Source organism: Streptomyces sp. NPDC048331, from assembly GCF_043201215.1.
Taxonomy (GTDB): domain Bacteria; phylum Actinomycetota; class Actinomycetes; order Streptomycetales; family Streptomycetaceae; genus Streptomyces.
Window position 1 is genome coordinate 181,670 of record NZ_JBICYT010000002.1, and the last position, 24,386, is coordinate 206,055.

Genomic DNA, 24,386 nt, shown 5'->3' on the forward strand with positions numbered 1-24,386 from the left:
AAGCCAAATGAGATGACGTCTTAGCGTGACTGGACGTCGCTGTACCGCAGACACCGCGGCCAGCAGCGGTCAAGGCTCACTGAGTGTCGGCGCACATCGTCAAGTGACGCAGCGTCGTGTATGCGAGGTATCCGCGCCATGTGTCCACCGTCGGAACCTGGCGGGCGAACTGCTCGTAGGAAGTGTTCCCGTCCAGCACTCCCGTCAGCACTTCACCATTCTCGCCTCCGGCCCGCTGTGCGGCGCGGGCACAGGCCATCAGGGCGGCGCCGACCGCTGGGTGGGACGGGCCGTGGGAGTCGGCAGGCCAGTCGATGGGCCGCACCACCTCCGGTCCCAGCCAGGTGGCCAGGACGTCCGCCACAGTGCTCCACAGTTTGAACGGGCACAGTAGGTGCGGGGTCTGGGCTATTCCATCCGGTCTGGCACCGTTCAGTCCCAGGAGGTCAATGAGAGGGCGGTCGAAGAGGGCCCGGGCGTCCCGGTCGAGGTTGTCGGTGCTGTTGGTTGCGTGAACCAGGTTGAAGACGGGGTTCAGGGCCCCGAAATCTCCGCGTAGAGTGCCCGGTCGGGCCCCGTGGGGAAGGGCATCCCCTATGAAACGGCCCGCGAGCTCGGCTGCAGCCGACCCCTCGTCCGAGGACCGGCTGCCCTCCCGCTGCAGGAGCAAGGCGTGCGCCGGTCCCAAACCGTAAAACACCTCGCTCAGCTGCCGATCGATCCGGCCTCCGGCGTGGGTGTCCATGTCGAGGATGAGCTGGTGTTCCGGGCTCAGGATCAGCTCCCGGAACCCGTGCAGCTGGTAGCCCCGGTCGCGTGTCCAGAGGGAGATGAGCCGAGTGAGGTGCTGGGCCACTCCGTCTGGCTTGACTATGAGAAGGGCGAAGCGGTCCGGTTCGAGCAAGGAAGACTCCTGTGCGAGCACGATCTCACGGGCGCTCCGACTGTACCTGGAGCCCAGGCCAAGCCAATTCGTAACTCTGCGTGGCTGTTTCACGGAAATTGAGCCAGACCCGGTTCTCGTGAACAAAGCCAGGTGTCGAAGTCAGCCCCCGACGCCGCAACTTCGCCGGAGGCGGCCCATGCGCGGTGCGCATGGCGGTGGTGCGCAATCGTCGCTGGTCGCGGGGGCATCGGTTCTCTACCGTGGCTCCATGACATCTGTTGCTTTTCTCGGTCTCGGACGCATGGGCGCGCTGATGGCGCGGCGACTGCTGGAGGCGGGTCACGAACTCACCGTCTGGAACCGGACTCCGGGCAAGGCCGACGTGCTCGTGGCGGCCGGCGCCCGTGAGGCGGTCACCCCCGCCGCGGCCGTGGCCGACGCCGACGTGGTCGTCAGCATGTTGTCCGACCCGCACGCCGTGCGCGAGGTGCTCCTCGGCACGGATGGGGCGGCCTCGACGCTGCGCCGGGGCACGCTCATCGTCGACATGTCGACCATCGGTCCGGCCGCCACGGCGCTGCTGCGCTCCGAGCTGCCTGAGGGGACACGACTGTTGGACGCTCCCGTCCAGGGCAGTCTCCCGCAGGCCGAGGCGGGCAAGCTCACCATCTTCCTCGGCGCGTCGGACGAGGACGCGGTAGCCGTCAAGGAGGTCCTGGAGCACCTCGGCACCGTCAGGCACGTCGGCGCCCCGGGCGCCGGAGCCGCGCTGAAGATCGTGGTCAACGGCATGATGGTGTCCGCGTTCGCGGCCATGGGCGAGGCGCTGCGGCTGGCCGACCGGCTCGGGGTCGACACGGACGACGCCCTGGACGCGCTGGCCGTCACGGCCGTGGGCCCCCTGGCCACCCGTGTGAAGCAGCGGCTCGCCGATCCGGAGACACCCACCCTGTTCGGTCTCGGGCTCGCCGAGAAGGACCTGCGCCTGGCACTGGAGGCCGGTGCCGTCACCGACGGGGTCACGGCCGCCGCCCAGCGCGCGTTGGCCGCCGCCGTCGCCGACGGCCTGGCGGAGAGCGACTTCAGCCGCGTGGTGCAGCACATCCGCGGCTGACGACCGGTCGCCTCCCGGGCCCGTACGCGGGAACGGGGCACCCCGGCCTACGCGCTGCCGCGAACCGGTAGCCCGTGAATCGGCGGCCCGGCGTGGGCCGATGCCCCCCGGGCCGATGCCGACGAGCGGGCCTGCCCGGCCGCGCGCAGCTCCGCCAGCAACGCGCGCGCCGCCGGTGCGGAACGCGCCTGCTCCGACAGCACGGCGTACACCTGGCGTACGGGCGGCGCCGGCGCGAGCGGCAGCACGGTCACCCCGTCGGGCACCGCGTCGAGTGCGAGCCCGGGCACGAGGGTGATGCCCAGCCCCGCCGCCACCAGCCGGAGCTTGGCGATCCACTCACTGACCCGCAGGGTGCTGCGCGGGGCGAACCCCGCGCTCTCGCACAGGGCTCTCAGAGCGTCCAGCGCCTCGGGGGTGTCTCCCACGATCCAGTCGCTGTCCGCCAGCTCCGCCCACGCCGCTTGGGGCCGCTCGGCCAGTCGGTGGCAGCTCGGTAGGGCCACCATCAGTGGATCGTCCAGCAACCGGGCCGCGTGGTGGCGGACGACCGGTTCGGGCAGCCGCCGCTTGTGGCTGCTGAGTACGGCGATGTCGATCTCCCCGGACTCCAGCATGGGCAGCAGCCGTTCGCTGGTGCCCTCGCACAGATCCACCGGGATCTTCGGGTACGCCGCACGGAAGCGTGTCAGGGCCTGTGGGATCAGGGTGGCGTTGGCGGTGGGGAAGGCACCCACCCTCAGCGATCCGGTTTCGAAGCGCCGCGCGGCGTTCAGCGCCCGTCCGGCCGCCGCCAGTTCGTCCAGTACGGACCGCGCATGGGGCAGCAGCATCTCGCCGGCGGTGGTGAGCCGCACCCCCCGCGCCCCGCGGACGAAGAGCTTGACACCGCAGAGATCCTCCAGCGTGGTGATCTGGCGGGAGATCGCCGACTGGGTGTACCCACTGTCGGCCGCCGCGGCCGTGAAGGACCCGTGGGCGGTCACGGTGACGAAGGCCTGGAGGGCTGTGGGCGGCAGCACCTCGGGGCGCATCGACTTCGTCCTCATCGTGCCTGCGACGGGTTGCTCTGGTCGGCGGGGGTGGTGAGCGCCTCTGCCAGGTTCCGCCAGGCCTCGGCGGTCAGGTCGGTGTTGGAGGAGTCCTGCAGCCGGGTGGCGAGGGAGGTCATCTCGTCCACCGCTTCGCGGACGGCGCCGGACTGGTGCCTGAGGCGTATCCGAAGCATCTCCAGACGTACGCCGTCGCGGTAGGACAACAGGCTGGGTTCGCCGGCCAGCTCGACGCACAACCGTTCGGCTTCCGGGAAGTCTCCGGTGTGGAAGGCGAGTTGTGCGGCGACGACCCGGTACTCCTGCTCGTGCAGGCGCGTGCCCACGAGGCCGATGGGCACCTTGGCCTCGGCGAGACCGGCGGCCGCCCGGTCGGTCAGGCGCGGGGCCATCTGCAGGTACAGCGAGGCCGCGGCGATCCGCAGCCGGGTCCACAGCAGGATGTCGTCGTGACTGTCGAGATCCCGCATGGCGGTTTCCAGGTGGTCGCGGGCCGCCTCGTGCTCGCCTTGGCGCACCCGGACGCTCGCGGCCGACCACCGGGCCTCGGCGGCGAGCGAGGACGGCAGCTCCGGATGGGCCTCGACCAGCTCGCACAGCTCGTCGACGTGTTCCCGGGCCAGGGTGAGCCGACCGGACTCGGCCTCGGCGGAGACCGCCGCGAGGAGCGCGCGACAGAGATCGCTCGCGGACACTCCGGGTGCACGGCCGAAGGACACGGCCTCCTCCGCCCTGGCGCTGCCCCGCTCGGGAGAGCCGGACAGGCGGTGGAAGCGGGCCAGCTTGACCCGGGAGCGTAGCTGCAGCTCGGGTAGGCCCATCTCGTCGCTCAGCCGGACGAGGCGCTGCAGGGTCTCCTCCTCGGCGGCCGGTTCGGTGCTGGGAGAGGGTGCGGAGGCGAGCATCCACAGCATCTGCCACTGCAGGGCCGTGTCGACCTCCGTGCCGGCTTCGGCGGCGCTGTTGAGCACGTCGAGGATCTTCTCCCCGGCGCCGCCGTCGGCGGCGGAGATGCCCCGGGCGAGCAGCTGTGTCACCGCGGTGGACGACGCGCTGTCGAACGCCGACCGGGGCACGTCGAGCCGCTCGGCCAGGTAGGCCACGGCTTTCGGCGTCGGGGGTCTGGACCCGGACTCCAGCCGTGAGAGGTAGCTGGTGGACATCCCCGGCTCGGCGAGGGCGGCCTGGGACAGGCCGTGGGCGGTTCGGAGTTCGCGGACGCGTTGCCCGAACAGTGGCTGCTCCAGAATTGTGACCACCCTCGCTTACTACTGGTGCGACAAGCTCTCAGCGGAGAACTTGCCTAGCTCGCTGCCAACGTTGCCAAAAAGTCAAAATCCCTGCAACCCCGAGCAAAGCGAGAGCCCGGTGGCACGTGAGCGCCACCGGGCATCGTGGGTCGGTGAGCGTGGCTCGATTACGGCCAGTCGATCTTCGGAACGACGGGCGCCGCGGCCCCCACCGCGACGACACCGTCCTCCACCTTCTCCGAGTGCCCGAAGCCGGCTCCTGTCACGAGCGCGATCAGCAGGAATGCCCCGACCGCGCCCGCTCCGACGTAGTTGCGTGTGACCTTGATCATTTGAACCGCCCCCTTGTGTGTCCCAACCCCCGACCCGACTCGGTTGCCGCCGGTCGGGGTGGCTCAAACCTAGGAATGTTGACTAATTTTGTCAACGGCAAATCGATCATTGACAAATTTGGCAACACCGACCTAGCGTTCACCGCCGAGACGCCGTGATGACGCCTCCTGTTCATCTCTGGACGGCCGAGTGCCGTCTCACACAAGGGAGTTCGCCGCATGGCAGACACCGCGCGCATCGCCGGGCCGGGAGGATCCCCGGAGTCCGTGCAGGCGCTGATTCTCCGCCGGGTCACCGCCCGGCCGGACGCGACAGCCGTCCGCGATGCCGTGACGGGCCGCGAGCTGACCTACGCACGGCTGTGGACCGCGGCGGGCCGCCTCGCCCGGCGGCTGACCGACGCGGGCATCGGCCGCGGCGACCTGGTCGGGATCGACCTGGACCGCGGCGAGGACCTGCTGGTGACTCTGCTCGGCATCGTCCGAGCCGGCGCCGCGTACCTGCCGCTGGACGGCAAGGCACCGGACAGCCGGATCCACGCGATGCTCGCCGCCGCCGAGGTGCGGGTCGTCGTCGCGGTGGACGGGGCACCCACCTCGCGGATACCGGCCGGAGTGCGCCGCGTCGATCCGACCGCCCTCGGCGACGACGCCGGGGACGAGGACGCGACCCTTCTCACCGGCGGCGAGCCGGCGGGCTCCGAGGACCCCGTGTACGTCGCCTACACGTCCGGCTCCACCGGGGTGCCCAAGGGCGTCGTCGTCCCGCAGCGCGCGGTGGTCAGTCTCGCCACCGAGCCCCGCTACTGCGTCATCGGCGCAGGGGACCGGGTGGCCCAGCTCGCCAACCCGGCCTTCGACGCCCTCACCTTCGAGGTGTGGAGCACCCTCGCCGCCGGGGCCACCGTCGTCGTGCTGCCGGCGGTGACCGACATGACCGTGCCCGCCTGGTCGCGGCTGGTGCGCGACGAGGGCATCACGACGATGTTCCTCACCACCTCGCTCTTCCACATGGTGGCGCGCGAACAGCCCGCCGCCCTCCACGGCGTGCGCGACGTCCTGGTCGGCGGGGAGCAGCTGGACCTCGCCGCGACCCGCCGGGTCCTCGCCGACCGGCCGCCCACCCGGCTGGTCAACGTGTACGGCCCCACCGAGACCACCACCTTCGCCACGTGGTTCGTCTGTACGGAGGAATCCCTGGCCGCCCGGGACCGCATTCCGATCGGGCAGCCGCTGCACCAGACAGATCTGCGGATCCTGGACGGGGACGGGAAGCCCGTCGCCCCGGGCGGGACCGGAGAGCTGTACATCGGCGGAGCCCGGGTCGCGGCCGGCTACCTGGGACGACCCGACCTGACCTCCCAGAGGTTCGTCGCCCTGGCCGCGCCCGGGGACCGGAGCGGCGACCTGCACTACCGCACCGGCGACCTCGCCCGTCAGGGCACCGACGGCGCCCTCGAACTGCTCGGTCGCGCCGACCGCCAGGTGAAACTGCGCGGGTTCCGGATCGAGCTCGAGGAGATCGAGCAGGCCGTCACGCGATCCGGCCTGGTCGACGCCGCCTTCGTGGAGAAGACCGGTGCGGCGGGCGCCGAGCGGCTGACCGCGTTCGTCCTGCCCCGACCGGCTCGACCGGGAGAGGCCCCGAGCACGGACGCCGAACTGACCGCCGAGCTGGCCCGCCGGCTGGCCGACGAGGTCCCCTCCTACATGGTGCCGACCGCCTGGCGGGTGCTGGACTCCGTCCCGCTCGGCGCCACCGGCAAGACCGACCGCGCCCTCCTCCTCGCGACCCTCGACGAGAGCGCCCCTCGGCCGGAGCGGGACACGCGGGCGCGGGACGCGGAGGAGGCGACGCCGACGGATCCGGTGACGGCGGTCGTGCTCTCCGTCCTCGCCGACCTCCTCCCCGACATCACACCCGTCCCGGACGACGACTTCCTGGCCCTGGGCGGAAACTCCATCCTCGCCATCCAGGCCGCCTCCCGGCTGTCCAAGGAGCTCGACCTCGACGTGGAACCGGCCGACGTGCTGCTGGCCACCACCCTCGCCGACCTCGCCGCCCAACTGGCGGACCGGCACCCCGACCCCGCCGCGAAGGGACGTTGATGGACCCCCGACACGACCCGCGGCCGCTCCCCGAGGCGGCCCGCACCGCACCGCTGTCCACGGCGCAGGAACGGCTGTGGTTCATCGACGCGGCAGCCCCCGGTTCGGCGGCCTACAACGTTCCGCTCCTCCTGCGCTGGCGCGGGGCGGTGGACGTGGCCGCGCTCACCAAGGCGCTCACCGCCGTCACCGTCCGGCACGAGGTGCTCCGTACCGTCTACGCGCTCCGTGACGGGCAGCCCGTACAGATCGTCGTCGAGGCGCACCCCGTTCCCGTCGACACCGTCGCGTGCGCGGCCCACCCGACACCCGAGGCGATCGACAGGGAAGCCCGCCGCCCCTTCGACCTGGCCGCCCGGCCCCCGCTGCGCTGCACCGTCTGGCAGGGCGCACCCGAAGGGGACCTCGTCCTCCTGAACATCCACCACATCGCGGTGGACGGCTGGTCCCTGCTGCCCCTCTTCACCGACCTGGCCGAGGCCTACGGGGCGGCCGTCGACGGCGCCGCCCCGCACCTGCCCGACCTGCCGCTCCAGTACACCGACTACGCCGCACTGGAGAAGGAGGCCTGCGCCTCCCCCGCGATCCTGCGCAAACTCGCCGAGCGGGCCGACCAGCTTCTGTCCTGCCCCGGACACCTCGTCCTCGGTGAACGCAAGGCCCATTCCCTCGTCCCCGAGGGTGCGCGGCGCGGAGCCCAGCACACCTTCCGCCTCGACCCGAACCTGTGGACGGATGTCGCCGACCTGGCCGCGCGGCTGCGCGCCACCCCGTACACCGTCCTGCTCGCCGCCTTCCAGACCGTGGTGCAGCGGTGGTCGGCGCGGGAGCGCTTCATCCTCGGCACCGTGGCCGCGGACCGCCAACTCCCCGATCTGGAGAAGCTGGTCGGCTTCTTCGTCAATACGGTCCCGCTGATCTGCCACCCGGAGCCGGACCAGAGCTTCGAGGAGCTCTGCCTCCAGGTCCGCGCCGAGGCCTACCGCGCCCTGACCCTCAGCCGCCTTCCGTACGACCGGCTCAGCGCGGCCGCGGCACCCGGGCGCGCCGAGGCGGGCCTCGGCCCGCTCGTGGAGATCGGATTCGGACTGCAGAACATGCCCGCACCGCCCACGGACGGGAGCGTGGCATGGGAGGTCCCCGAACTGCTGCCGACCGGCAGCGCCAAGTTCGGTCTGCTCCTCCTGGTGGAGGAGGGGCCGGACGGCGTCCGCGGCACGGTGGAGTACGACCTCGACCTCTACGGTCCCGAGCTCGCCGAGTCGGTGGCCGAACAGTTCCAGGCCCTGCTCGCCGCCGCCCTCGCGGACCCCACGTGCGCACTGCGCCGCCTGCCCCTCACCCGGCGCCCACCCGGCGCCGCCCACCCCGGGATCGTCCAAGGAGAGCGCCGCGACCTCGTGGCCGAACGCTTGGCCCTCCTCGCCACCGGACACGGAGGTAACCGGTCATGACGCCCTCGCAGAAGACCGCCGCGTTCACCGTGGTCCACGTACTGGACCGCGTCATCGAGGCCTGCGACCCCGACGCCGTGGCCGTCGGCTGCGCCGGCGAGCACATGACCTGGCGGGACCTGGACGAGGCCGCCTGGCGGGTGGCCCGGGCGCTGCGTGCCCGTGGCATCGGATCCGGCGACCACGTACCCGTACTCGCCCACCGCGGCGGCGCCATGGTCGCGGGCTGGCTCGGTGTACTGCGCTCCGGGGCCGCCTACGTCCCCCTCTCGCTGGACACGCCCCGGCAGCGCCTGGCGCACGTCGTCTCCGAGGTCACGGCCCGGGTGGCCCTGGTCGACGAGGCCGGCCGCGCCCTGCTGCGGGCCGGGGCCGCCGACACCGAACTGCTCGACCTCGCCGACCCCGGCGCGGGAGCGGACCACGGCACCGGCCGGGACCTCGCCCCGCTGCGCCCCGAGGACCCGGCCGTGGTGATCTACACCTCCGGTACGACCGGCCGGCCCAAGGGCGTGGTCATCGCGCACCGCGGCCTCCTCAACAACACCCTGTGGTGGGCCTCCGACACCGGCCTCACCCCCGCCGACCGGGTGCTGTGCACCTGGGGCTCGGCGTTCGACGGCGCCACCTTCGACACGTTCCGCACCCTCGTGGCCGGCTCCCGGCTGATCTACGCCGACGACGCCGAGCGCCGTGACCCGCGCGCCCTGTGCCGCCTGCTGGCGGGACCGGACGGGGCCACGGTCGTCTCCATGACCCCGAGCCTGCTGCGCGGCGTCCTCGACGCGGCACAGGACGAGGAGGCGCGGCTCGAGGAGGCGCGGGACGACGTGGACCACGGCGGCATGCCCCGGGGCGGCAGTGCGCTGCGCAGCCTCACCACCGCCGGGGAAGTCCTCACACGGCAGCTCGCAACCGAGGCCTGGGAGCGCTGGGGAGCGCCGATCCGCAACCTCTACGGACCCACCGAGAACTCCTGTATCAGCACCTTCGCCGCGTTCCGCCCGGACCACGACGAGGAACCGACCATCGGCCACCCCCTCCCCAACACCCGGGTGTACGTGCTCGGACCCCACCAGGAGGAGATCCCGCCGGGCGTCCCCGGCGAGATCTACATCGCGGGTGAGGCCGTCGCACTCGGCTACCTCGGACAGCCGGATCGGACCCGGGATGCCTTCCTGCCCGACCCGTACACCGACGAGCCCGACGCCCGCATGTACCGCACCGGCGACCGCGGCGTCCTGCGCCCGGACGGCCGGCTGGACTGCCTCGGCCGCGCCGACGACCAGGTCAAGATCCTCGGGAACCGGATCGAACCCCAGGAGATCCGCAAGCTGATCGAGGAGCACCCGGCGGTGGCCGCCGCGGCCGTCCGGGCCGTCGGCACCCCGCCCCGGCTCGTCGCCTACGTGGTCCTGGACCGGGACGGAGCCCACGAGGACGCCCCGCCGACCCGTGACGCCATCCTGAAGCCGCTGCTGAACTGGGTGGCCTCCGCGGTCCTGCCCTCGCAGGTCTACGCCGTCCGGCGACTGCCGCTGACGGCCAACGACAAGCTGGACTTCGAGGCCCTGTCCCGGATGCACGACCGGCCGCTGCCCCACGCGTCCGCGGGACCGGCCGAGCTGACCGGCCCGCAGCGCGAGGCCGCCCGCCTCATCGCCCGGGCCCTCACCGACGCCCGCCCCGACCCGGACTCCCCCGCGCCCGACGCCGCGCACCTCGGCCCCGACGCGGACTTCTTCACCCTCGGCGGGCACTCGCTGCTCGCCGTACGGGTCCTCGCCGCGGCCGAACGCCTCGGCGGACGGCCGCTGTCCCTGCGGGAGTTCCTCGCCGATCCGACCGTGACCGGACTCGGCCGCATGCTCCAGGACGCGTCCACCCGTCCCCCGGTCGAGGAGGACACCGCGACCGGCGCCGACGCGGGAGACGCCGATCCGGACACGAACCGCCACCGCGCCACCCCCGCCCAACTGCGCCTGTGGTTCGTCGACCGCATCGCCGCGCTGCGCACCGCGTACACGATCCCCTGCCTGCTGGAGGTGCACGGCCCGCTCGACACCGCGGCGCTGACCGCGGCCGTGGAATCCGTGCTCGGCCGACACCCCGGACTGCGTTCCCGCTTCGAGCTGGACGCCCGCGCCCGCACCCTCTTCTACCGGACGGACGGCCCCGCGCCGCCCGTGGTGACCGTGGACGCGAGCGCCTGGGACACCGAGAAGCTCGACGCCTACCTCGGCGAGCGCTCGTGGGCGCCGTTCGACCTCGCCGTCGACGCCCCCGCCCGGGCGGAGATCGTGCTCCGCGAGGACCGGACACTGCTCCTGCTCACCACGCACCACTCGGTGTCCGACGGGCGCTCCGTTCAGATCCTCCTGGACCAGATCGGCGAGACGTACCGGGCCGGCCGGGAACACCGGGAGCCCCGGCTCGCACCCGCCGTCCACCCCGCCCGGACCGCCACCGCCCCCTCGGGCGGCGAGGAGCGGGCCGCCGACTACCTGGCGGCCCTGCGCGGCGCCCCCACCGACATCGCGCTCCCGCACGACCGGGAACGCCCCCCGGTCCAGTCGACCGAAGGCCGGGTGCGCGCACTCGACCTGGATCCGGACGACGCGGCGCGGCTCCGCACCCTCACCACGGAACTCGGGTGCAGCGCCTTCATGACCGCCGCCACCCTCCTCGCCGTCGTCCTCGCACGGCGCGGCGGCGACCGGGACCAGCTGATCGCCTTCCCCTGGGCGGGACGCGAGGAGACGGCCGAAGCGGACGCGGTCGGCATGTTCGTCAACACACTCGTCCTACGCGCCGATCTGACGGGCCGACCCACCTGGCGCGAGGCACTCGACCGGATCCGCCGGGCCGCCGTCCTCGCCTACCGCCACGCGGACGTCCCCTTCGACACCCTCGCCGCCGCGCTCCACCCCGGGCGGGGACTCGACCGCCCGCCGCTCACCCCGGTCTACCTCACCGTCGAGGACGAACCGATGCGGCCGCCCCACCTGGGCGAGGGAACGGACGTCCACTACCTCCCGCCCAGCCCGCTGCGGGTCAAGTACGAACTGGAGCTGACCGCCTCGGGCGGGGCGGACGGCACGGGCTGGCGACTGGCCTACTCCGAAGCCGTCTTCGACGACACGACCGCACAAGGGCTGCTCCACGAGCTGGCCGCGGCAGCCGCCGCACTGATCACCGACCCCGACGCCGAGGTGTTCGCCTCGCTCGGACCGGACCGGACGCACAGAAAGCAGGAAGACCAGTGACCTTGTCAGAGGAGACCGCCCTGGCCGGCACCGGGGAGCTGGAATCCCGGATCGCCGGGATCTGGAGCACGCTGCTCGAAGACCCCGACGTGTCGCCCGACGTCAGCTTCTTCGAGGCCGGCGGTGACTCCATCCTGCTGATCGTGCTCCTCGAAGAACTGCGCGAGCTCGGCGGCCGGGAGATCGACGCGACCGACCTCTTCACCCACAGCACCATCCGCGCCCAGGCCGACTTCCTGTCCGGCCACACGGCCGACGCCGTACCCGCTCCCGTACCCGCGGGCCGCGACCGCAGCCTGCTGCGCGACCGTTCCGCCCGCGTATCCCCCACCGGTGCAAAGGACCACGCATGAGTTCCGATTTCGACATAGCCGTCGTCGGGGTCGGCTGCCGATTCCCCGACGCCCGCACCCCCGAGGAGTTCTGGCGCAACATCGGGGAGGGCAAGGTCTCCACCAGACCGCTCGACCCCGACGCGCTGCGCTCCGCGGGAGTCCCGCAGGAGGTGCTCGACGACCCGGACTACGTGCCGGTCGCGGCCACGCTCCCCGGCGCCCAGGAGTTCGCGGCCGAGTTCTTCGGCTACTCACCCAGCGAGGCCGAGTCGATCGACCCGCCTCAGCGCCTCTTCCTCGAAGCGTGCTGGGAAGCCCTGGAAGCGGCCGGCCACGCGCCCGGCACCCACGGCGAACTGCTCACCGGCGTGTTCGGCGGCACCGCCCAGAGCGTCTACCTCTCGGCCCTGCAGACCGCCCGCGCCCAGCAGCACGGCGTCGCGGCCGCCTCCGACGACATGGAACTGCACCTCGGCGGCCTCGGCGACTTCCTGACGTCCCGCGTCGCCTACAAGCTGGGCCTGCGCGGCCCCTCCGTCGGCGTGCAGACCGCCTGCTCCTCCTCCCTCACCGCCGTCCACTACGCGTCGTTGTCCCTGCTCTCCGGGGACTGCGACATCGCGCTCGCCGGCGGTGCGACCGTCAACGAGCCCGCGTTCGGCTATCAGTACCAGGCGGGCGGCCTGATGTCGCAGGACGGCCAGTGCCGCGCCTTCGACGCCCGGTCCACCGGCACCTCGTTCAGCTCGGGCGTCGGCGTGGTGGTACTGCGCCGGCTGTCCGACGCACTCGCCGACGGAGACCCCGTCCTCGCCGTGATCCGCGGCAGCGCCGTCGGCAACGACGGCTCCGACCGCTCCGGCTTCACCGCCCCGAGCCCGGCCGGGCTGGCGGGCGTGGTGTCCACCGCGCTGCGCACCGCCGGGGTCACCCCCGACCAGATCCGCTACGTCGAGGCGCACGGCTCCGGCACCGCCCTCGGCGACCAGATCGAACTGCGCGGACTCACCGACGGCTTCCGGGCCGCGGCCGCCCCCGGCGCGACCGAGGAGACCGGCTGGGCCGGCCTGGGATCGGTCAAGGTCAACATCGGGCACTGCGGGCCCGCCGCCGGCATCGCCGGCTTCATCAAGGCCGTGAACATCGCCCGCACCGGTGAACTCCCGCCCCACCCGCTCTTCGAGCGCCCCCGCAATCCCGGAGTCCTCGCGGGTAGCCCCTTCACCATCGACTCCGCCCCCGGCAAGGCCGTGGACGAGGACCGGCACGTGCTGGTCAACTCGATGGGCCTGGGCGGAACCAACGCCTCCGTCGTGCTGGCCGCCCCGCCGGCCCCGCAGCGCCCCTCCGCGCCCCACGGCGAGAAGGTCGTGCTCACCCTCTCCGCGCAGACCCGCGGCGAACTCGACGAGCTCTCCCGGCAGCTGGCCGACGCACTCGACGCGGGCGGCCTCGACCCGGCGGACGTCGCCCACACCCTGCGGGTGGGCCGACGCTCCTTCGAAGAGCGCCGCGTGGTCACCGCCGCACCCGGGCAGCTGGCGGCCGCGTTGCGCCTGCCCCGCCCGCCTGCCGTCCGCACCGTCAAGGCCGTCTCACGCCGCCCCGTCCTGGTCCTCCCCGAGGACGGCCAGGCCCCGCAGCCGCTGCTCGACCTGCTCACCGCCGCCCTCGGGCAGCGGGTACAGACCGTACGCGGACCCCTGGGCCCCGTGCCCGCCGGCCGCTACGCCCTCCAGCTCGGCGCCGGCGAGAGCGGCCCGGACCGCCTGACCATCCCGCTCGACGACGCCGAGGGCCCGCTCACCGAGCGCGTCGAGCGCGCCCTGGCCGAAGCCTGGCTCGGCGGTGTCGACATCCACTGGCAGGCCCTGGCCGGCGATCACGGTCGACGCCTCGCCCTACCCACCTACCCGTTCCGCCGCCGCCGCTACTGGGCGCTGGACCGGATCGCCCCGCTCGGCGCGCCGATCGAGGCCACCCCGGCGTGCGCGAGCGCCGTGGCCGCTCCGGCCACCGCCACCGACGGAACCCAGGGCCCGCTCCCCGAGGACCCGGTCGAGGCCGACCTGGTCACGCTGTGGCGCGAGCTGTTCGGCATCGGCACCATCGGCGTCGACGACGAGTTCGGAGCCCTGGGCGGCACGTCCCTGCTGTCCGTGCGCATGGCACTGGAGGTCCAGCAGCGGCACGGCATCCTGGTCAACATGCACCGGGCCGGCGGCAGCCGCGCCACCGTGCGCCGCCTCGCCGAGATCGTCAGCGGCTTCAAGAGCGGCGCCGAGCGGGGCTCGGCCGACTTCGACCCGATCGCCGACGGCGACGGCGAACTGGTCGACACCGACCTGGAACTCTCCCTCGGGGAGGCCTCCGCCACCGAGACCGAGGGCCGGGACACCCTGCTCACCGGCGCCACCGGATTCCTCGGCGTCTTCCTGCTCCACCAGTTCCTGGCCGCCACCACCGGCCTCGTCTACTGCGTCGTCCGCGCGGAGAACGAGGCGCAGGCCTGGCAGCGGCTGCGCGAGAAGTCGGCCGAGTACTCCCTGCCCGCCCCGGACCCGGAGCGCGTACGGATCGTCCTCGGCGACCTCACCGACATCGGGCAGCTCTGCGAGTCCTACGGGGACGGCGAGCTCTCGAAGACGATCGGCCGGGTGGTGCACTGCGCCGCCAAGGTCGTCTTCACCGAGCCCTACCGGGTGCTCCGCACCGACAACGTCATGCCCGTGGTCGAACTGGTGCGCTGGATGAACCGCCACGGCATCAGGGACTTCAGCTTCATCTCCACCGTCGCGGCCACCGGCACCGCCCTCGAAGGCGGCGTGCTGGAGACCCGTGAGCAGCCCCTCGACCCGCAGCAGGGCGGCTACGGTGTCAGCAAGTGGGTCGCCGAACGGCTGCTGGAGCGCGCCGAGCAGGAGACCGGCCTGCGGGTCCGCGTCTTCCGCCCGGGCTTCATCCTCGGCTCCACCGCCACAGGCGCCTGCAACACCAAGGACCTGATCTGGCACATCCTCACCAGCGGTCTCGCGGTGGGCAGTCACCCCACCGACGACCGCGCCCTGCCCATGGCGCCCGTGGACATCGTCTCCCGGGCCGTCGCCGAGCTGTCGGTGACCCCGTCCTCGGCGGGCAACGCGTACCACCTCGTCGACGAGGTCGCCGTCAGCACCCGCGGTCTGTTCGAACTCCTCGGCCACGCCGGCTGGGGCACCCCGGCGGCGGTCCCCGCCGACTGGCAGCGCGCGGTGGCCGACCGGGCCCTGCACGAGCAGGACGAGATCCTCTCCAGCGTCGCCCTCTACGAACTGGAGGGCCACGCGCTCGGCGAGCGCGACCTGGTCGCCCTCAACTGGCGTCCCTGGCTGGAGAGTCGGGGCATCGACCCCGCCCCCACCGGCCACCTGGTCCGCAGCAGCCTGACCTACCTCGCCGGCCAGGAGCCGAAGTTCGCGGCGCTGCTCGGCGACCTGCTCCAGGCCCCGGCCACCACCGACACCACCGAGGAGAACCACCGGTGAGCCAGCACACCCCCGCGCCCGACGCGCTCCCCGACCCCGCAGGACAGCTGATCGCCGTGCTCGGCGCGGGCACCATGGGCGTCGGCATCACCACCCTCGTCGTGGGCCACGGCCTGCCCGTCGTCCTCGTCGACGTGGACGAGAGCCGGCTGGAGCAGGCCCGCACCGCGGTCTCGCGCGGCCTGCGGATGGCGCAGCTCATGGGCAAGCTGCCGCGCGGCGCCGAGAGCGGCGCCCTGACCACCACGACCCTGATCGACGACATCCGCGACGCGACGGTCGTGATCGAAGCGGTCACCGAGATCCCGGAGACCAAGGCGAAGGTGATCGCCGCGGCCTCCGCGGTGATCGCACCGGGCACCCCGCTGGTCTCCAACACCTCGGGCATTCCGATCGACGAGCTGGCCGTGTCGGCCGCCCGACCCGAGGACATGGTCGGCGCGCACTTCATGAACCCGCCCTACCTGATCCCGGCCATCGAGGTCATCCGCGGGCCCCGCAGCGACGAGGACGCGCTGAGGCGGGTCACCGACCTGCTCACCCTGCTCGGCATGAACGCGATCGTGGTCGGCGACGGGCCCGGCTTCGTCATCAACCGCGTCCTGCAGCGGGCCCTCAACGGAGCCGCCCAGCTGGTGCAGGACGGAGTCGCGGACGCCGAGTCCGTCGACGCCCTGTTCCGAGGCTGCCTCGGACACACCACCGGCCCCCTGGCCACCGCCGACCTGATCGGCCTGGACAACGTGGTCGACAGCCTGCGCGTGCTGTACGACCGCACCGGCGATGCCGGATACCAGCCCTGTGAGCTGCTCCTCCAGAAGGTGGCAGCGGGCGACTTCGGCCGGAAGACCGGCCGTGGATTCTTCGAGTACGGAGGCGTTCTGTGAGCAACACCGCCATCACCCCCCGCGACCTGACCCCCGCCACCGTCGAGGCCGGCCTGCTGGCCTTCCTCGCCCAGTGGACCAAGCGGACCTGGGCGGCCGACGAGGACCTGTTCGCGGGCGGAGGCGTCTCCTCCCTCTTCGCCCTCGAACTGGTCGTCCACATCGAGCAGGCCTACGGCGTCGCCGTCACCGGCGACGAGCTGTCGCTGGCGAACTTCCGTACCGTGCGCACCATGACCGCGCTGGTCGCCCGCCTGGCACCGGCCGGGGGTGACATCGGTGAGTGAGCTCGACCGGCCGAGCGAGACGCCGGCCGAGCTGGCCACCCGTCTGATCGGCGACCGTGCCGGTGCCTGGGACGTGGCCGGCCGCATCCCCGACGAGGTGATCAAGGAACTCGGGGCGGCGGGCGCCCTGTGCGCCCAGGTGCCCGCCGAGTACGGCGGCCTCGGACTGAGCAGTGCCCAGAACGGTGAACTGACCGCGCACGTCGGTGCGCTGTGCAGCTCCACCCGCTCCCTCATGACCTCGCAGGGCATGGCGGCCTGGACGATCCAACGCCTCGGCAGCCCGGCCCAGCGCAACGAGTACCTGCCTCGGCTCACGGCCGGCGAGACGGCCGGCGTCGCCTTCAGCGAGCCCGGCGCGGGCAGTGACCTCTCCGCGATGGCCACCACCGTACGGCCCGAAGGCGACGAGATCGTCCTGGACGGGACCAAGGTCTGGGTCACCGGCGCCGGCTACGCGAGCATGCTGCTCGTCTTCGGCCGCTTCGGTGCCGGCGCCGCCGCCGTGGTCGTACCGGCCGACGCCCCCGGCGTCCACGTGGAGAAGGTGGCCGACCCGCTCGGCTGCCGCGCCGCCGGACACTCCACGGTCACGCTGACCGACGTACGCCTGCCCCGCACGGCCCTGCTCGGCGCCGCGGGCCAGTCCGCCGCGCTGCTGGTCTCCGCCGCCCTCGTGTACGGCAGGGTGTCCGTCGCCTGGGGCAGCACCGGCATCATCCGGGGCTGCCTGACGGCGGCGGCCCGACACGCCGCCACCCGCGAACAGGGCGGCCGCCGCCTGGCCGGTCACCAACTCGTCGCCGGGCACCTGGCCGAGATGCTGATCGCCGAGCGCGCCGCCACCCACAACTGCGCCGCCGCGAGCGCGAGCTGGGACAGCGGCTCGCCCGACCTCGTCTCGGCCGCGGTGCTCGCCAAGCACGTCGCGGCCGTCGAGGCCGCGCGAACCTCCGCCTCGGCGGTGCAGGTGCTGGCCTCGGCCGGCGCCCAGGACGGCCACGTCGTGGCCCGGGGCTTCCGGGACGCCAAGGTGATGGAGATCATCGAGGGAAGCAACGAGATCAGCCGCCTTCTGCTGGCCGACCACGCGCTGGCGGTGTGGGCATGAGCACACCCTCCACGCCGGAAGCCATCGGCATCGGCGCCATCCACTGCCTGCTCCCCGACACCCTCACCCCCGTCGGCGAACTCCCCGAGTACGGTCAACTGGACCACGATCAGAGGGAGTTCGTCACCGGTACCGGAATCGCCACGGTCGGCGTGGAGGCGGGCGGCGGCAACGCCGAACTGGCCACCCGCGCCGTCGGTGAACTCCTCGCCGCGCACCCCGGTGACCCGGACGTCCTCCTGATGGTCGGTCCCCGGGCCCCCGACGTGCTCCTCGGATCCGACGTCTGTCGGGTCCAGCACGAGACCAAGCTGGACCGCACGTTCTCCTTCACCGTGGACGGCCTCGGGTGCACCGGCTCCAGCGCCGCCTGGGCGCTGGCACGGGACCTGCTGATCGCGGACCCGAGCCGGCGGTCCGTGCTCATCACCCACGCGAGCACCCCCACCGGCGCCGACCGGGTCCGCCGACCCGTGACCGTGATCGGTGACGGCGCGTACGCGATGACCATGGTCCGCGGCGGACGGCCCGTGCTGCGCGCGCACAGGATGGAGACCGACGGAGCCTTCCACGACCTGTTCGGCGTCGACTACCGCCAGACCCCCTGGTACGAGTGGCGCGAGGAGTGCAAGTCCGCCGACCGGTACAGCTTCGAACTGGCCCTGCACAGCCGCCAACGGCTCGGCCGGATGGTCGACGAGGTGCTCGCCGAGGCGGGCGTGGCCAAGGACCGTGTCGCGGCCACCCTCATGCAGAACGTCACGGCGGGCGCCTTCGACTTCTACCAGTCGCTGCTCGGCCTGCCGATCCACGACATCTGCCGCGAGCACCTGAGGTCCTACGGCCACCAAGGCGCGATGGACGTGGTGTTCAACCTGGACAGCCTGCTGCGCTCCGGCGAGCTCTCGCCGGGTGACCTCGTACTCGTACTCAACAACAGCCCCGTCGCCGCATGGGCGGTGACCCTGTGGGAGGTGTGACGATCAGCGTGACCGAATCAGTGGTAGAAGACGTGACGGAAGAAGCAGCCGGTGAGGCCACCGAGGAGGCGGCGGTCACGGTCAAGTGCCTCGTCTGGGACCTCGACCGGACCCTGTGGCAGGGCATCCTGCTGGAGGACGGCGAGCCCGTCGTCTCCGACGGAGTCCGCAAGACCATCGAGGAACTCGACGCCCGCGGCATCCTGCAGTCGGTCGCCAGCAAGAACGACCACGACCATGCCTGGCCGCTCCTGGAGAAGCTCGGGCTCGCCCCGTACTTCGTCCTGCCGCAGATCGGCTGGGGTCCCAAGTCGCAGTCGGTCCGCCGGATCGCCGAAGGGCTCAACTTCGCCGAGCGCACCATCGCCTTCATCGACGACACGCCGAGCGAGCTCGCCGAGGTGGCCTTCCACCTCCCCGAGGTGCGCTGCTACCCGGCCGAGCAGGCGGAGGAACTGGCCCACCTGCCCGAGTTCACGCCCCCGCGGGTGACCTCCGACGCCCGCCGCCGGCGCGAGATGTACCAGGCCGGCTTCCGGCGGGAGCAGGAGCGCAGCGAGCACCAGGGAGCCGACGAGGAGTTCCTGCGCACCCTGGACCTGGTGATGGAGATCGAGCGGGCGGGCGAGGACTCGATCTCCCGCGTCGAGGAACTCACCCTGCGCACCAGCCAGATGAACGCCACCGGCGTGCACTACTCGGACGCGGCGCTGCGCTCCCTCCTCGCGGACGACAACCACGAGGTGCTGGTGACCTCGCTCACCGACCGCTTCGGTCCGCACGGCGCCGTCGGAGTGCTGCTGCTGGAGAAGCTCCCCGGCGTGTGGCGGCTCAAGCTCCTCGCCACCTCCTGCCGGGTGGTCTCCTTCGGCGCCGGCGCCGTGATCCTGCGCTGGCTCATCGACCAGGCGGCGCAGGCCGGGGCGCACCTCACGGCGGACTTCAGGGCCACCGACCGCAACCGGATCATGGAGATCGCCTACCGGTTCGCCGGCTTCGCGGCGCTGGACTGCGCCGACTGCGCCGCGCGGCTGCCCGCCGGCGCCGAGGACGACGCGGCGGCGACCGTCCTGCACCTGCTGCCCTCGGCACAGGAACCGCCGACCACGATGCGCCTGGTCGCGCCCCGCATCGCGCCCGGCACCGACTGACACGCCCGCTCCCACCGTCACTCCCACTGCCCCGAACCGAGGACAAAGGACCAAGGCCCGCCCATGACCGATCGCACCCTCTACGAGTGGTTCGCCCGTACCGTCGAAGCGCACCCGCACGCTCCCGCCCTGGAGCTCCGGGACAGTGAGCAGCGCGACCGCGTCATCGACTACCGGGAACTGCACCGGCGGGCCGAGGCACTGGCCCACCGGCTCGTCGCCGAACACGGCGGCGTGCCGCGCCGGATCGGTCTGCTGGCCTCCCGCAGCCTGACGGCCTTCACCGGCTATCTGGCCGCCCTCAGGCTCGGGGCAGTGGTCACCCCGCTCAACCCGGAGTACCCCGCCGCACGTAACGGGGCGGTGTGCGAACTGGCCGGTATCGACCTGCTCCTGTCCGACGGCCTGGCCGCGCTGCCCGACACCGCCGGACACGACGGGCCCGCCACCGTGCTCGTCCTGCCCGACACCCGACTGCCCGCTCCCGAGCCGGACCCGGCGACCGCCGCGCTCCTGCCCGCCTACACCACCACGATCGACGACACCGCGTACGTACTGTTCACCTCGGGGTCCACCGGCCGCCCCAAGGGAGTGCCGATCCGGCACCGCAACCTCTCCCCGTACATCGCGCACAACATCGCCCGCTACGAACTGGGCCCCGGCTGCCGCACCTCGCACACCTTCGACCTGACCTTCGACCCCTCGGTCTTCGACCTGTTCGTCACCTGGGGCAGCGGCGCCACCCTGGTCGTGCCGCAGCGCAGCGAGCTGCTGCACCCCGTCGAGTACGTCAGGAAGCAGCGCCTGACCCACTGGTTCTCGGTGCCGTCCGTGGTCTCCGTCAGCAAGGCCCTCGGCAACCTCCCGACCGGCCTGGTGGACACCCTGCGCCACAGCGTGTTCATCGGCGAACCCCTCACCTACGCCCAGGCCGCCGCCTGGCGGGACGCGGCCCCCGGCTCGGTGATCGAGAACGTCTACGGGCCGACCGAACTGACCGTCGCCTGCACCGAGTACCGACTGCCCGCCGACCCGATCGACTGGCCCCGGACCTCGAACGACACCGTTCCCATCGGCCCCGTCTACCCCTTCCTCGACACCCTTGTCGTCGGAGAGGACGGTCGCGCCGCCGCCGAGGGCGAACTGTGCGTCCGTGGCTCGCAGCGCTTCGACGGCTACCTCGACCCCGGTGACGACCACGGGCGCTTCCTCGCCGGCGACGGATCCGGCACCACCGTCCACGACGGCTCGGCCCCGCTGACGGCCGGACACTACTACCGCACCGGTGACCGGGTCCGACACGAGGACGGCCACCTGGTCCACCTCGGCCGGCTCGACAACCAGGTCAAGGTGCGCGGCTACCGCATCGAACTCGGTGAGATCGAGGCGGCCTTCCGCCGCCACGAGGAACTCGACGAGGCCGTCGTCCTCGCGCTGCGCAGCGACGCGGACGTGGAACTGGTGTCCTTCTACACCGGCCGCGCCCAGACCACCCCCGTGCTGCGCCGCTGGCTGCGCGAGCGCATCCCCGGCCACATGGTGCCCCGGCGCTTCCTCCACCTGGAGCGGATGCCGCTCAACCCGAACGGCAAGATCGACCGCCCCGCCCTGCTGCGCACCCTCGTCGACCCGACGCCCGCGACCGACCCGAGGGCCGCGGCCACCGCGGCGCCCGGCCACGCGCCCGACCCCGCTCCCGCCCTCGCCGCGGGCAACTGACCGGAAGGCACCCCTCACCATGTCCATACTCAGAGATCTGATCCCCCCTCCGGGGGTGATCCGGCTCCTGGCCGTCAGCAACCTCGTGCGGACCTGTGGCAACGGCTTCCTGATCTCGGTCAGCGTGCTCTACTTCATCCACTCCGTGGACCTGCCCGCCCGTCAGGTCGGCCTCGGCCTCACCGTCGCCGCCGTGCTCGGCATGCTGGTGAGCATCCCCGCGGGCCACGCCGCCGACGTCCTCGGCCCGCGCACCATGGCCATCACCTTCGTCGCCCTCCAAGGCGTCGCCGTCGCCGGCTACGCCCTCGTCCAGGGCTTCGTCGGCTTCCTGGTCGCGGTCTCCCTGGTCACCATGGCCGAATCGGCCGGCAACTCCTCCCGGGGCGCACTCGTCGCCGGTGCCGTTCCCTCCGAGGAACGGGTCCGCGCCCGCGCCTACCTGCGCTCCGTCACCAACGTCGGTATCTCGATCGGCACCGTCCTCGGCGGCGTCGCGCTCGGCTACAACAGCCACTCCGTGTACGTGCCCCTGCTCGTTCTGAGCGGACTGCTGTACGTGGCCGGCGGGCTGATCTATCTCGCGCTCGCGCCCGTCCCCCCGGCTCCGCGCCCGGAGAAGGAAGCCCGCCGCACCGTACTGAGCGACCGGCCGTTCGTCCTGATCTCCGTACTGAACATCGCCCTCGTGATGAACGGCGGCCTGCTCACCGTCGCCCTGCCGATCTGGATCGCCGAGCGCACCGACGCGCCGGTCTCCCTCTACGCCGGACTCCTGCTGCTCAACACCGTCATCGTGATCCTCTTCCAAGTCCGGGCCAGCAAGGGCGCCGAGACGGTACAGGGCGGAGCCCGTGCCCTGAGCCGCTCCGGGGTCCTCACCGCGCTCAGCTGCGGGGTGTTCGCCCTCGCCGCCGGCCGCTCCGCCTGGCTCGCCGCGGTATGCCTGATCGCCGGGACGCTCGTGCACGTGGTGGGTGAACTCCTCTACTCCGCCGGCTCCTGGGCGGTCTCCTACGAGCTCGCCCCCGCCCACGCCCAGGGCCAGTACCAGGGCATGTTCGGCCTGACCACCCAGCTCGGCACGGCCATCACCCCCGCCGTCACCACCGCCCTGGTGATCAGCTTCGGCTGGCCGGGCTGGCTGTTGTTCGGCCTCATGCTGCTCGCCGCGGCCCTCGCCATGCCTCGGGCGGTCCGCTGGGCCGAACGCACCCGCGAACCGGCCGCCGAGCCCGCCACAGCCTGACCCGCACCGGCTCGTGCCGGCCGCCCACAACACCGGAGACCGACATGGACTTCAGTCTTTTCTACTTCGCCAACGACAGCACCAAACCCGGCACCGACCCCTACCGGCTGCTGCTGAGCGGCGCCCGCTTCGCGGACGAGCGCGGATTCACCGCCGTCTGGACCCCGGAACGCCACTTCCACCCCTTCGGCGGCCTCTACCCCAACCCCGCCGTGGCGGGCGCCGCCGTGGCCGCCGTCACCGAACGCATCGGGATCCGGGCCGGCAGCGTCGTCGCCCCGCTGCACCACCCGCTGCGCATAGCGGAGGAGTGGGCCGTCGTCGACAACCTCTCCGGCGGCCGCGTCGGCCTCTCCTTCGCCTCCGGGTGGCACGCCGTCGACTTCGCCCTGCGCCCCGAGAACTACGAGCACCGGCGCACCGTGTTCCTGGAGACCGTCGAGCAGGTGCGGGCCCTGTGGCGCGGCGACGAGATGACCGTCGAGGACGGCACCGGCCGGCCCGCGTCGGTCCGGTCCTACCCCCGGCCCGTCCAGCGCGAACTCCCGGTCTGGGTCACCAGCGCCGGCGGCGTCGAGACCTTCCGCAACGCCGGCCGGGCCGGCGCCGGAGTGCTCACCCACCTCCTCGGCCAGGACATCGACGAACTCACCGAGAAGATCGCGGCCTACCGGGAGGAGTACGCGGCCCAGGCCACCGCCGACGGCGACACGGGGCACGTCGCGCTGATGGTCCACACCTACCTCGACGAGGACGACGACGCCGCCCGCGAAACCGTCCGCGAGCCGCTCTGCGCCTACCTGCGCAGCTCGCTGGGACTCATCCTCGGCTCGGGTGCCGACGGCAAGAGGCGGATCGACCCGGCGAAACTCAAGGAGAAGGACATCGACTTCCTGGTCCAGCGTTCCTTCGAGCGCTACTACGAGGACGGCGGCCTGCTCGGCCAGGTGGACAAGGCACACGCCAAGGTCGAGCGGATCCGGGCGGCCGGAGTCGACGAGATCGCCTGCCTGATCGACTTCGGCGTCCCGGACGAGCAGGTGCTCGCCGGCCTCGAACACCTCGACCGGCTCCGCATCGCCTGCACCGCCCCCGCACCCGCCACGGTGGCGGCGTGAGCACCGGGACCGCCGGGCTCGCCCCGATCGCCGGCACCACCACCGACATCGTCTCCGCAGACACCCGGCGCCGCGAATTCAGTCGTACGGCGGCCCGCTTTCCCACCGGGGTCACCGTGCTGACCACGGTCGCCGACGGGCAACTGCACGGCATGACGGTGAACGCCTTCGCGACCGCCTCCCTGGACCCCCTCCTGATCCTCACCGCGCTCGGCAACACCTCGCGCACCGCCCGGTACATCCTCGACACCGGCCGCTTCGCGGTGTCCGTACTCGGCGCCGAACAGCAGGACACGGCCCGGTGGTTCGCCGACCGCTCCCGGCCCGTCGGCAGCGAGTCCTTCGCCGGACTCGGCTGGCAACCGGCCCCGTACACCCACTGTCCCGTCCTCGACGGCGCCGTCGCCTACTTCGACTGCACCGTCCACGACACGCACCCGGCGGGGGACCACACGGTGGTCATCGGGGCGGTCCACGCCTTCGACACCCTCTCCGGACAGCCCTCGCTGCTCTTCTCCGGCAGCCGCTTCTCGGCCGCCCCCACGGGCTGACCGCCGCCGCG

Annotated in this window: 19 protein-coding genes; 15 read left to right on the forward strand and 4 right to left on the reverse strand. The window is 72.5% G+C overall.

Translation table 11 applies throughout. From position 1 onward, the window contains the following. Window positions 1–76: 76 nt before the first annotated feature. Entirely contained in the window at window positions 77–904 is an 828-nt protein-coding gene (locus ACGFYY_RS04355; RefSeq protein ID WP_393707008.1) for a nucleoside-diphosphate kinase, read from the reverse strand. 250 nt (window positions 905–1,154) lie between these two features. Between ACGFYY_RS04355 and ACGFYY_RS04360 the strand changes: the two genes are divergently transcribed. After that, window positions 1,155–2,000 (forward strand): NAD(P)-dependent oxidoreductase, encoded by an 846-nt coding sequence (locus tag ACGFYY_RS04360; protein WP_393707009.1) that lies wholly within the window; start codon window positions 1,155–1,157, stop codon window positions 1,998–2,000. A 47-nt stretch (window positions 2,001–2,047) separates the two neighbouring features. Here ACGFYY_RS04360 and ACGFYY_RS04365 read toward each other — a convergent pair whose 3' ends face one another. The 3 genes from ACGFYY_RS04365 to ACGFYY_RS04375 form a co-directional block, all read right to left on the reverse strand. Continuing rightward, window positions 2,048–3,034, reverse strand: coding sequence for a LysR family transcriptional regulator (locus ACGFYY_RS04365; protein WP_393707011.1), 987 nt, complete (start codon window positions 3,032–3,034; stop codon window positions 2,048–2,050). An 11-nt stretch (window positions 3,035–3,045) separates the two neighbouring features. Then, on the reverse strand, window positions 3,046–4,311 hold the full coding sequence (locus ACGFYY_RS04370) for a helix-turn-helix domain-containing protein (RefSeq protein ID WP_393707012.1): 1,266 nt from the start codon (window positions 4,309–4,311) through the stop codon (window positions 3,046–3,048). A 158-nt stretch (window positions 4,312–4,469) separates the two neighbouring features. Further along, window positions 4,470–4,634, reverse strand: coding sequence for a hypothetical protein (locus ACGFYY_RS04375; protein WP_393707013.1), 165 nt, complete (start codon window positions 4,632–4,634; stop codon window positions 4,470–4,472). Window positions 4,635–4,853: 219 nt separating this feature from the next. Here ACGFYY_RS04375 and ACGFYY_RS04380 point away from each other — a divergent pair, with 219 nt between their 5' ends. The 14 genes from ACGFYY_RS04380 (at window position 4,854) to ACGFYY_RS04445 (ending at window position 24,375) form a co-directional block, all read left to right on the forward strand. Continuing rightward, window positions 4,854–6,743, forward strand: a complete 1,890-nt coding sequence (locus tag ACGFYY_RS04380) for a non-ribosomal peptide synthetase (protein WP_393707014.1) — start codon at window positions 4,854–4,856, stop codon at window positions 6,741–6,743. Beyond that, on the forward strand, window positions 6,743–8,197 hold the full coding sequence (locus ACGFYY_RS04385; protein WP_393707015.1) for a condensation domain-containing protein: 1,455 nt from the start codon (window positions 6,743–6,745) through the stop codon (window positions 8,195–8,197). Before ACGFYY_RS04380 ends, ACGFYY_RS04385 begins: the two co-directional genes overlap by 1 nt. Then, entirely contained in the window at window positions 8,194–11,463 is a 3,270-nt protein-coding gene (locus tag ACGFYY_RS04390) for an amino acid adenylation domain-containing protein (RefSeq protein ID WP_393707016.1), read from the forward strand. The genes ACGFYY_RS04385 and ACGFYY_RS04390 overlap by 4 nt, the downstream gene beginning before the upstream one ends. Beyond that, the gene (locus tag ACGFYY_RS04395) at window positions 11,460–11,816 is read left to right on the forward strand and encodes a phosphopantetheine-binding protein (protein WP_393707017.1); all 357 of its coding nucleotides are present in this window, start codon (window positions 11,460–11,462) and stop codon (window positions 11,814–11,816) included. The genes ACGFYY_RS04390 and ACGFYY_RS04395 overlap by 4 nt, the downstream gene beginning before the upstream one ends. Further along, a complete protein-coding gene (locus tag ACGFYY_RS04400) occupies window positions 11,813–15,322 on the forward strand; it encodes a thioester reductase domain-containing protein (RefSeq protein ID WP_393707018.1) in 3,510 nt (1,169 codons plus the stop codon). Before ACGFYY_RS04395 ends, ACGFYY_RS04400 begins: the two co-directional genes overlap by 4 nt. Further along, the gene (locus ACGFYY_RS04405) at window positions 15,319–16,209 is read left to right on the forward strand and encodes a 3-hydroxyacyl-CoA dehydrogenase family protein (RefSeq protein ID WP_393707019.1); all 891 of its coding nucleotides are present in this window, start codon (window positions 15,319–15,321) and stop codon (window positions 16,207–16,209) included. The genes ACGFYY_RS04400 and ACGFYY_RS04405 overlap by 4 nt, the downstream gene beginning before the upstream one ends. Then, window positions 16,206–16,496 (forward strand): phosphopantetheine-binding protein, encoded by a 291-nt coding sequence (locus ACGFYY_RS04410; protein WP_365273915.1) that lies wholly within the window; start codon window positions 16,206–16,208, stop codon window positions 16,494–16,496. The genes ACGFYY_RS04405 and ACGFYY_RS04410 overlap by 4 nt, the downstream gene beginning before the upstream one ends. Beyond that, window positions 16,489–17,607 carry an acyl-CoA dehydrogenase family protein gene (locus ACGFYY_RS04415; RefSeq protein ID WP_393707020.1) on the forward strand — a complete coding sequence of 373 codons (1,119 nt, stop codon included), beginning with the start codon at window positions 16,489–16,491 and terminating at the stop codon, window positions 17,605–17,607. The genes ACGFYY_RS04410 and ACGFYY_RS04415 overlap by 8 nt, the downstream gene beginning before the upstream one ends. After that, window positions 17,604–18,587, forward strand: coding sequence for a 3-oxoacyl-[acyl-carrier-protein] synthase III C-terminal domain-containing protein (locus tag ACGFYY_RS04420; RefSeq protein ID WP_393707021.1), 984 nt, complete (start codon window positions 17,604–17,606; stop codon window positions 18,585–18,587). Before ACGFYY_RS04415 ends, ACGFYY_RS04420 begins: the two co-directional genes overlap by 4 nt. A 32-nt stretch (window positions 18,588–18,619) precedes the next feature. Further along, window positions 18,620–19,738 carry an HAD-IIIC family phosphatase gene (locus ACGFYY_RS04425; protein ID WP_393707022.1) on the forward strand — a complete coding sequence of 373 codons (1,119 nt, stop codon included), beginning with the start codon at window positions 18,620–18,622 and terminating at the stop codon, window positions 19,736–19,738. A gap of 63 nt (window positions 19,739–19,801) precedes the next feature. Beyond that, entirely contained in the window at window positions 19,802–21,457 is a 1,656-nt protein-coding gene (locus ACGFYY_RS04430; RefSeq protein WP_393707023.1) for an AMP-binding protein, read from the forward strand. A 19-nt stretch (window positions 21,458–21,476) separates the two neighbouring features. Then, window positions 21,477–22,706 (forward strand): MFS transporter, encoded by a 1,230-nt coding sequence (locus tag ACGFYY_RS04435; RefSeq protein ID WP_365273927.1) that lies wholly within the window; start codon window positions 21,477–21,479, stop codon window positions 22,704–22,706. Window positions 22,707–22,750: 44 nt separating this feature from the next. After that, entirely contained in the window at window positions 22,751–23,824 is a 1,074-nt protein-coding gene (locus tag ACGFYY_RS04440; protein WP_393707024.1) for a MupA/Atu3671 family FMN-dependent luciferase-like monooxygenase, read from the forward strand. Then, on the forward strand, window positions 23,821–24,375 hold the full coding sequence (locus ACGFYY_RS04445; protein ID WP_393707026.1) for a flavin reductase family protein: 555 nt from the start codon (window positions 23,821–23,823) through the stop codon (window positions 24,373–24,375). The genes ACGFYY_RS04440 and ACGFYY_RS04445 overlap by 4 nt, the downstream gene beginning before the upstream one ends. Window positions 24,376–24,386: the final 11 nt, after the last annotated feature.

Bases quoted from the DNA above. Each gene is read 5' to 3' on its own strand.
- ACGFYY_RS04435 (WP_365273927.1), top strand. From the start codon at position 21,477: ATGTCCATACTCAGAGATCTGATCCCCCCTCCGGGGGTGATCCGGCTC.
- ACGFYY_RS04365 (WP_393707011.1), bottom strand. From the start codon at position 3,034: ATGCGCCCCGAGGTGCTGCCGCCCACAGCCCTCCAGGCCTTCGTCACC.
- ACGFYY_RS04440 (WP_393707024.1), top strand. From the start codon at position 22,751: ATGGACTTCAGTCTTTTCTACTTCGCCAACGACAGCACCAAACCCGGC.
- ACGFYY_RS04430 (WP_393707023.1), top strand. From the start codon at position 19,802: ATGACCGATCGCACCCTCTACGAGTGGTTCGCCCGTACCGTCGAAGCG.
- ACGFYY_RS04390 (WP_393707016.1), top strand. From the start codon at position 8,194: ATGACGCCCTCGCAGAAGACCGCCGCGTTCACCGTGGTCCACGTACTG.
- ACGFYY_RS04360 (WP_393707009.1), top strand. From the start codon at position 1,155: ATGACATCTGTTGCTTTTCTCGGTCTCGGACGCATGGGCGCGCTGATG.
- ACGFYY_RS04375 (WP_393707013.1), bottom strand. From the start codon at position 4,634: ATGATCAAGGTCACACGCAACTACGTCGGAGCGGGCGCGGTCGGGGCA.
- ACGFYY_RS04385 (WP_393707015.1), top strand. From the start codon at position 6,743: ATGGACCCCCGACACGACCCGCGGCCGCTCCCCGAGGCGGCCCGCACC.
- ACGFYY_RS04400 (WP_393707018.1), top strand. From the start codon at position 11,813: ATGAGTTCCGATTTCGACATAGCCGTCGTCGGGGTCGGCTGCCGATTC.
- ACGFYY_RS04420 (WP_393707021.1), top strand. From the start codon at position 17,604: ATGAGCACACCCTCCACGCCGGAAGCCATCGGCATCGGCGCCATCCAC.
- ACGFYY_RS04380 (WP_393707014.1), top strand. From the start codon at position 4,854: ATGGCAGACACCGCGCGCATCGCCGGGCCGGGAGGATCCCCGGAGTCC.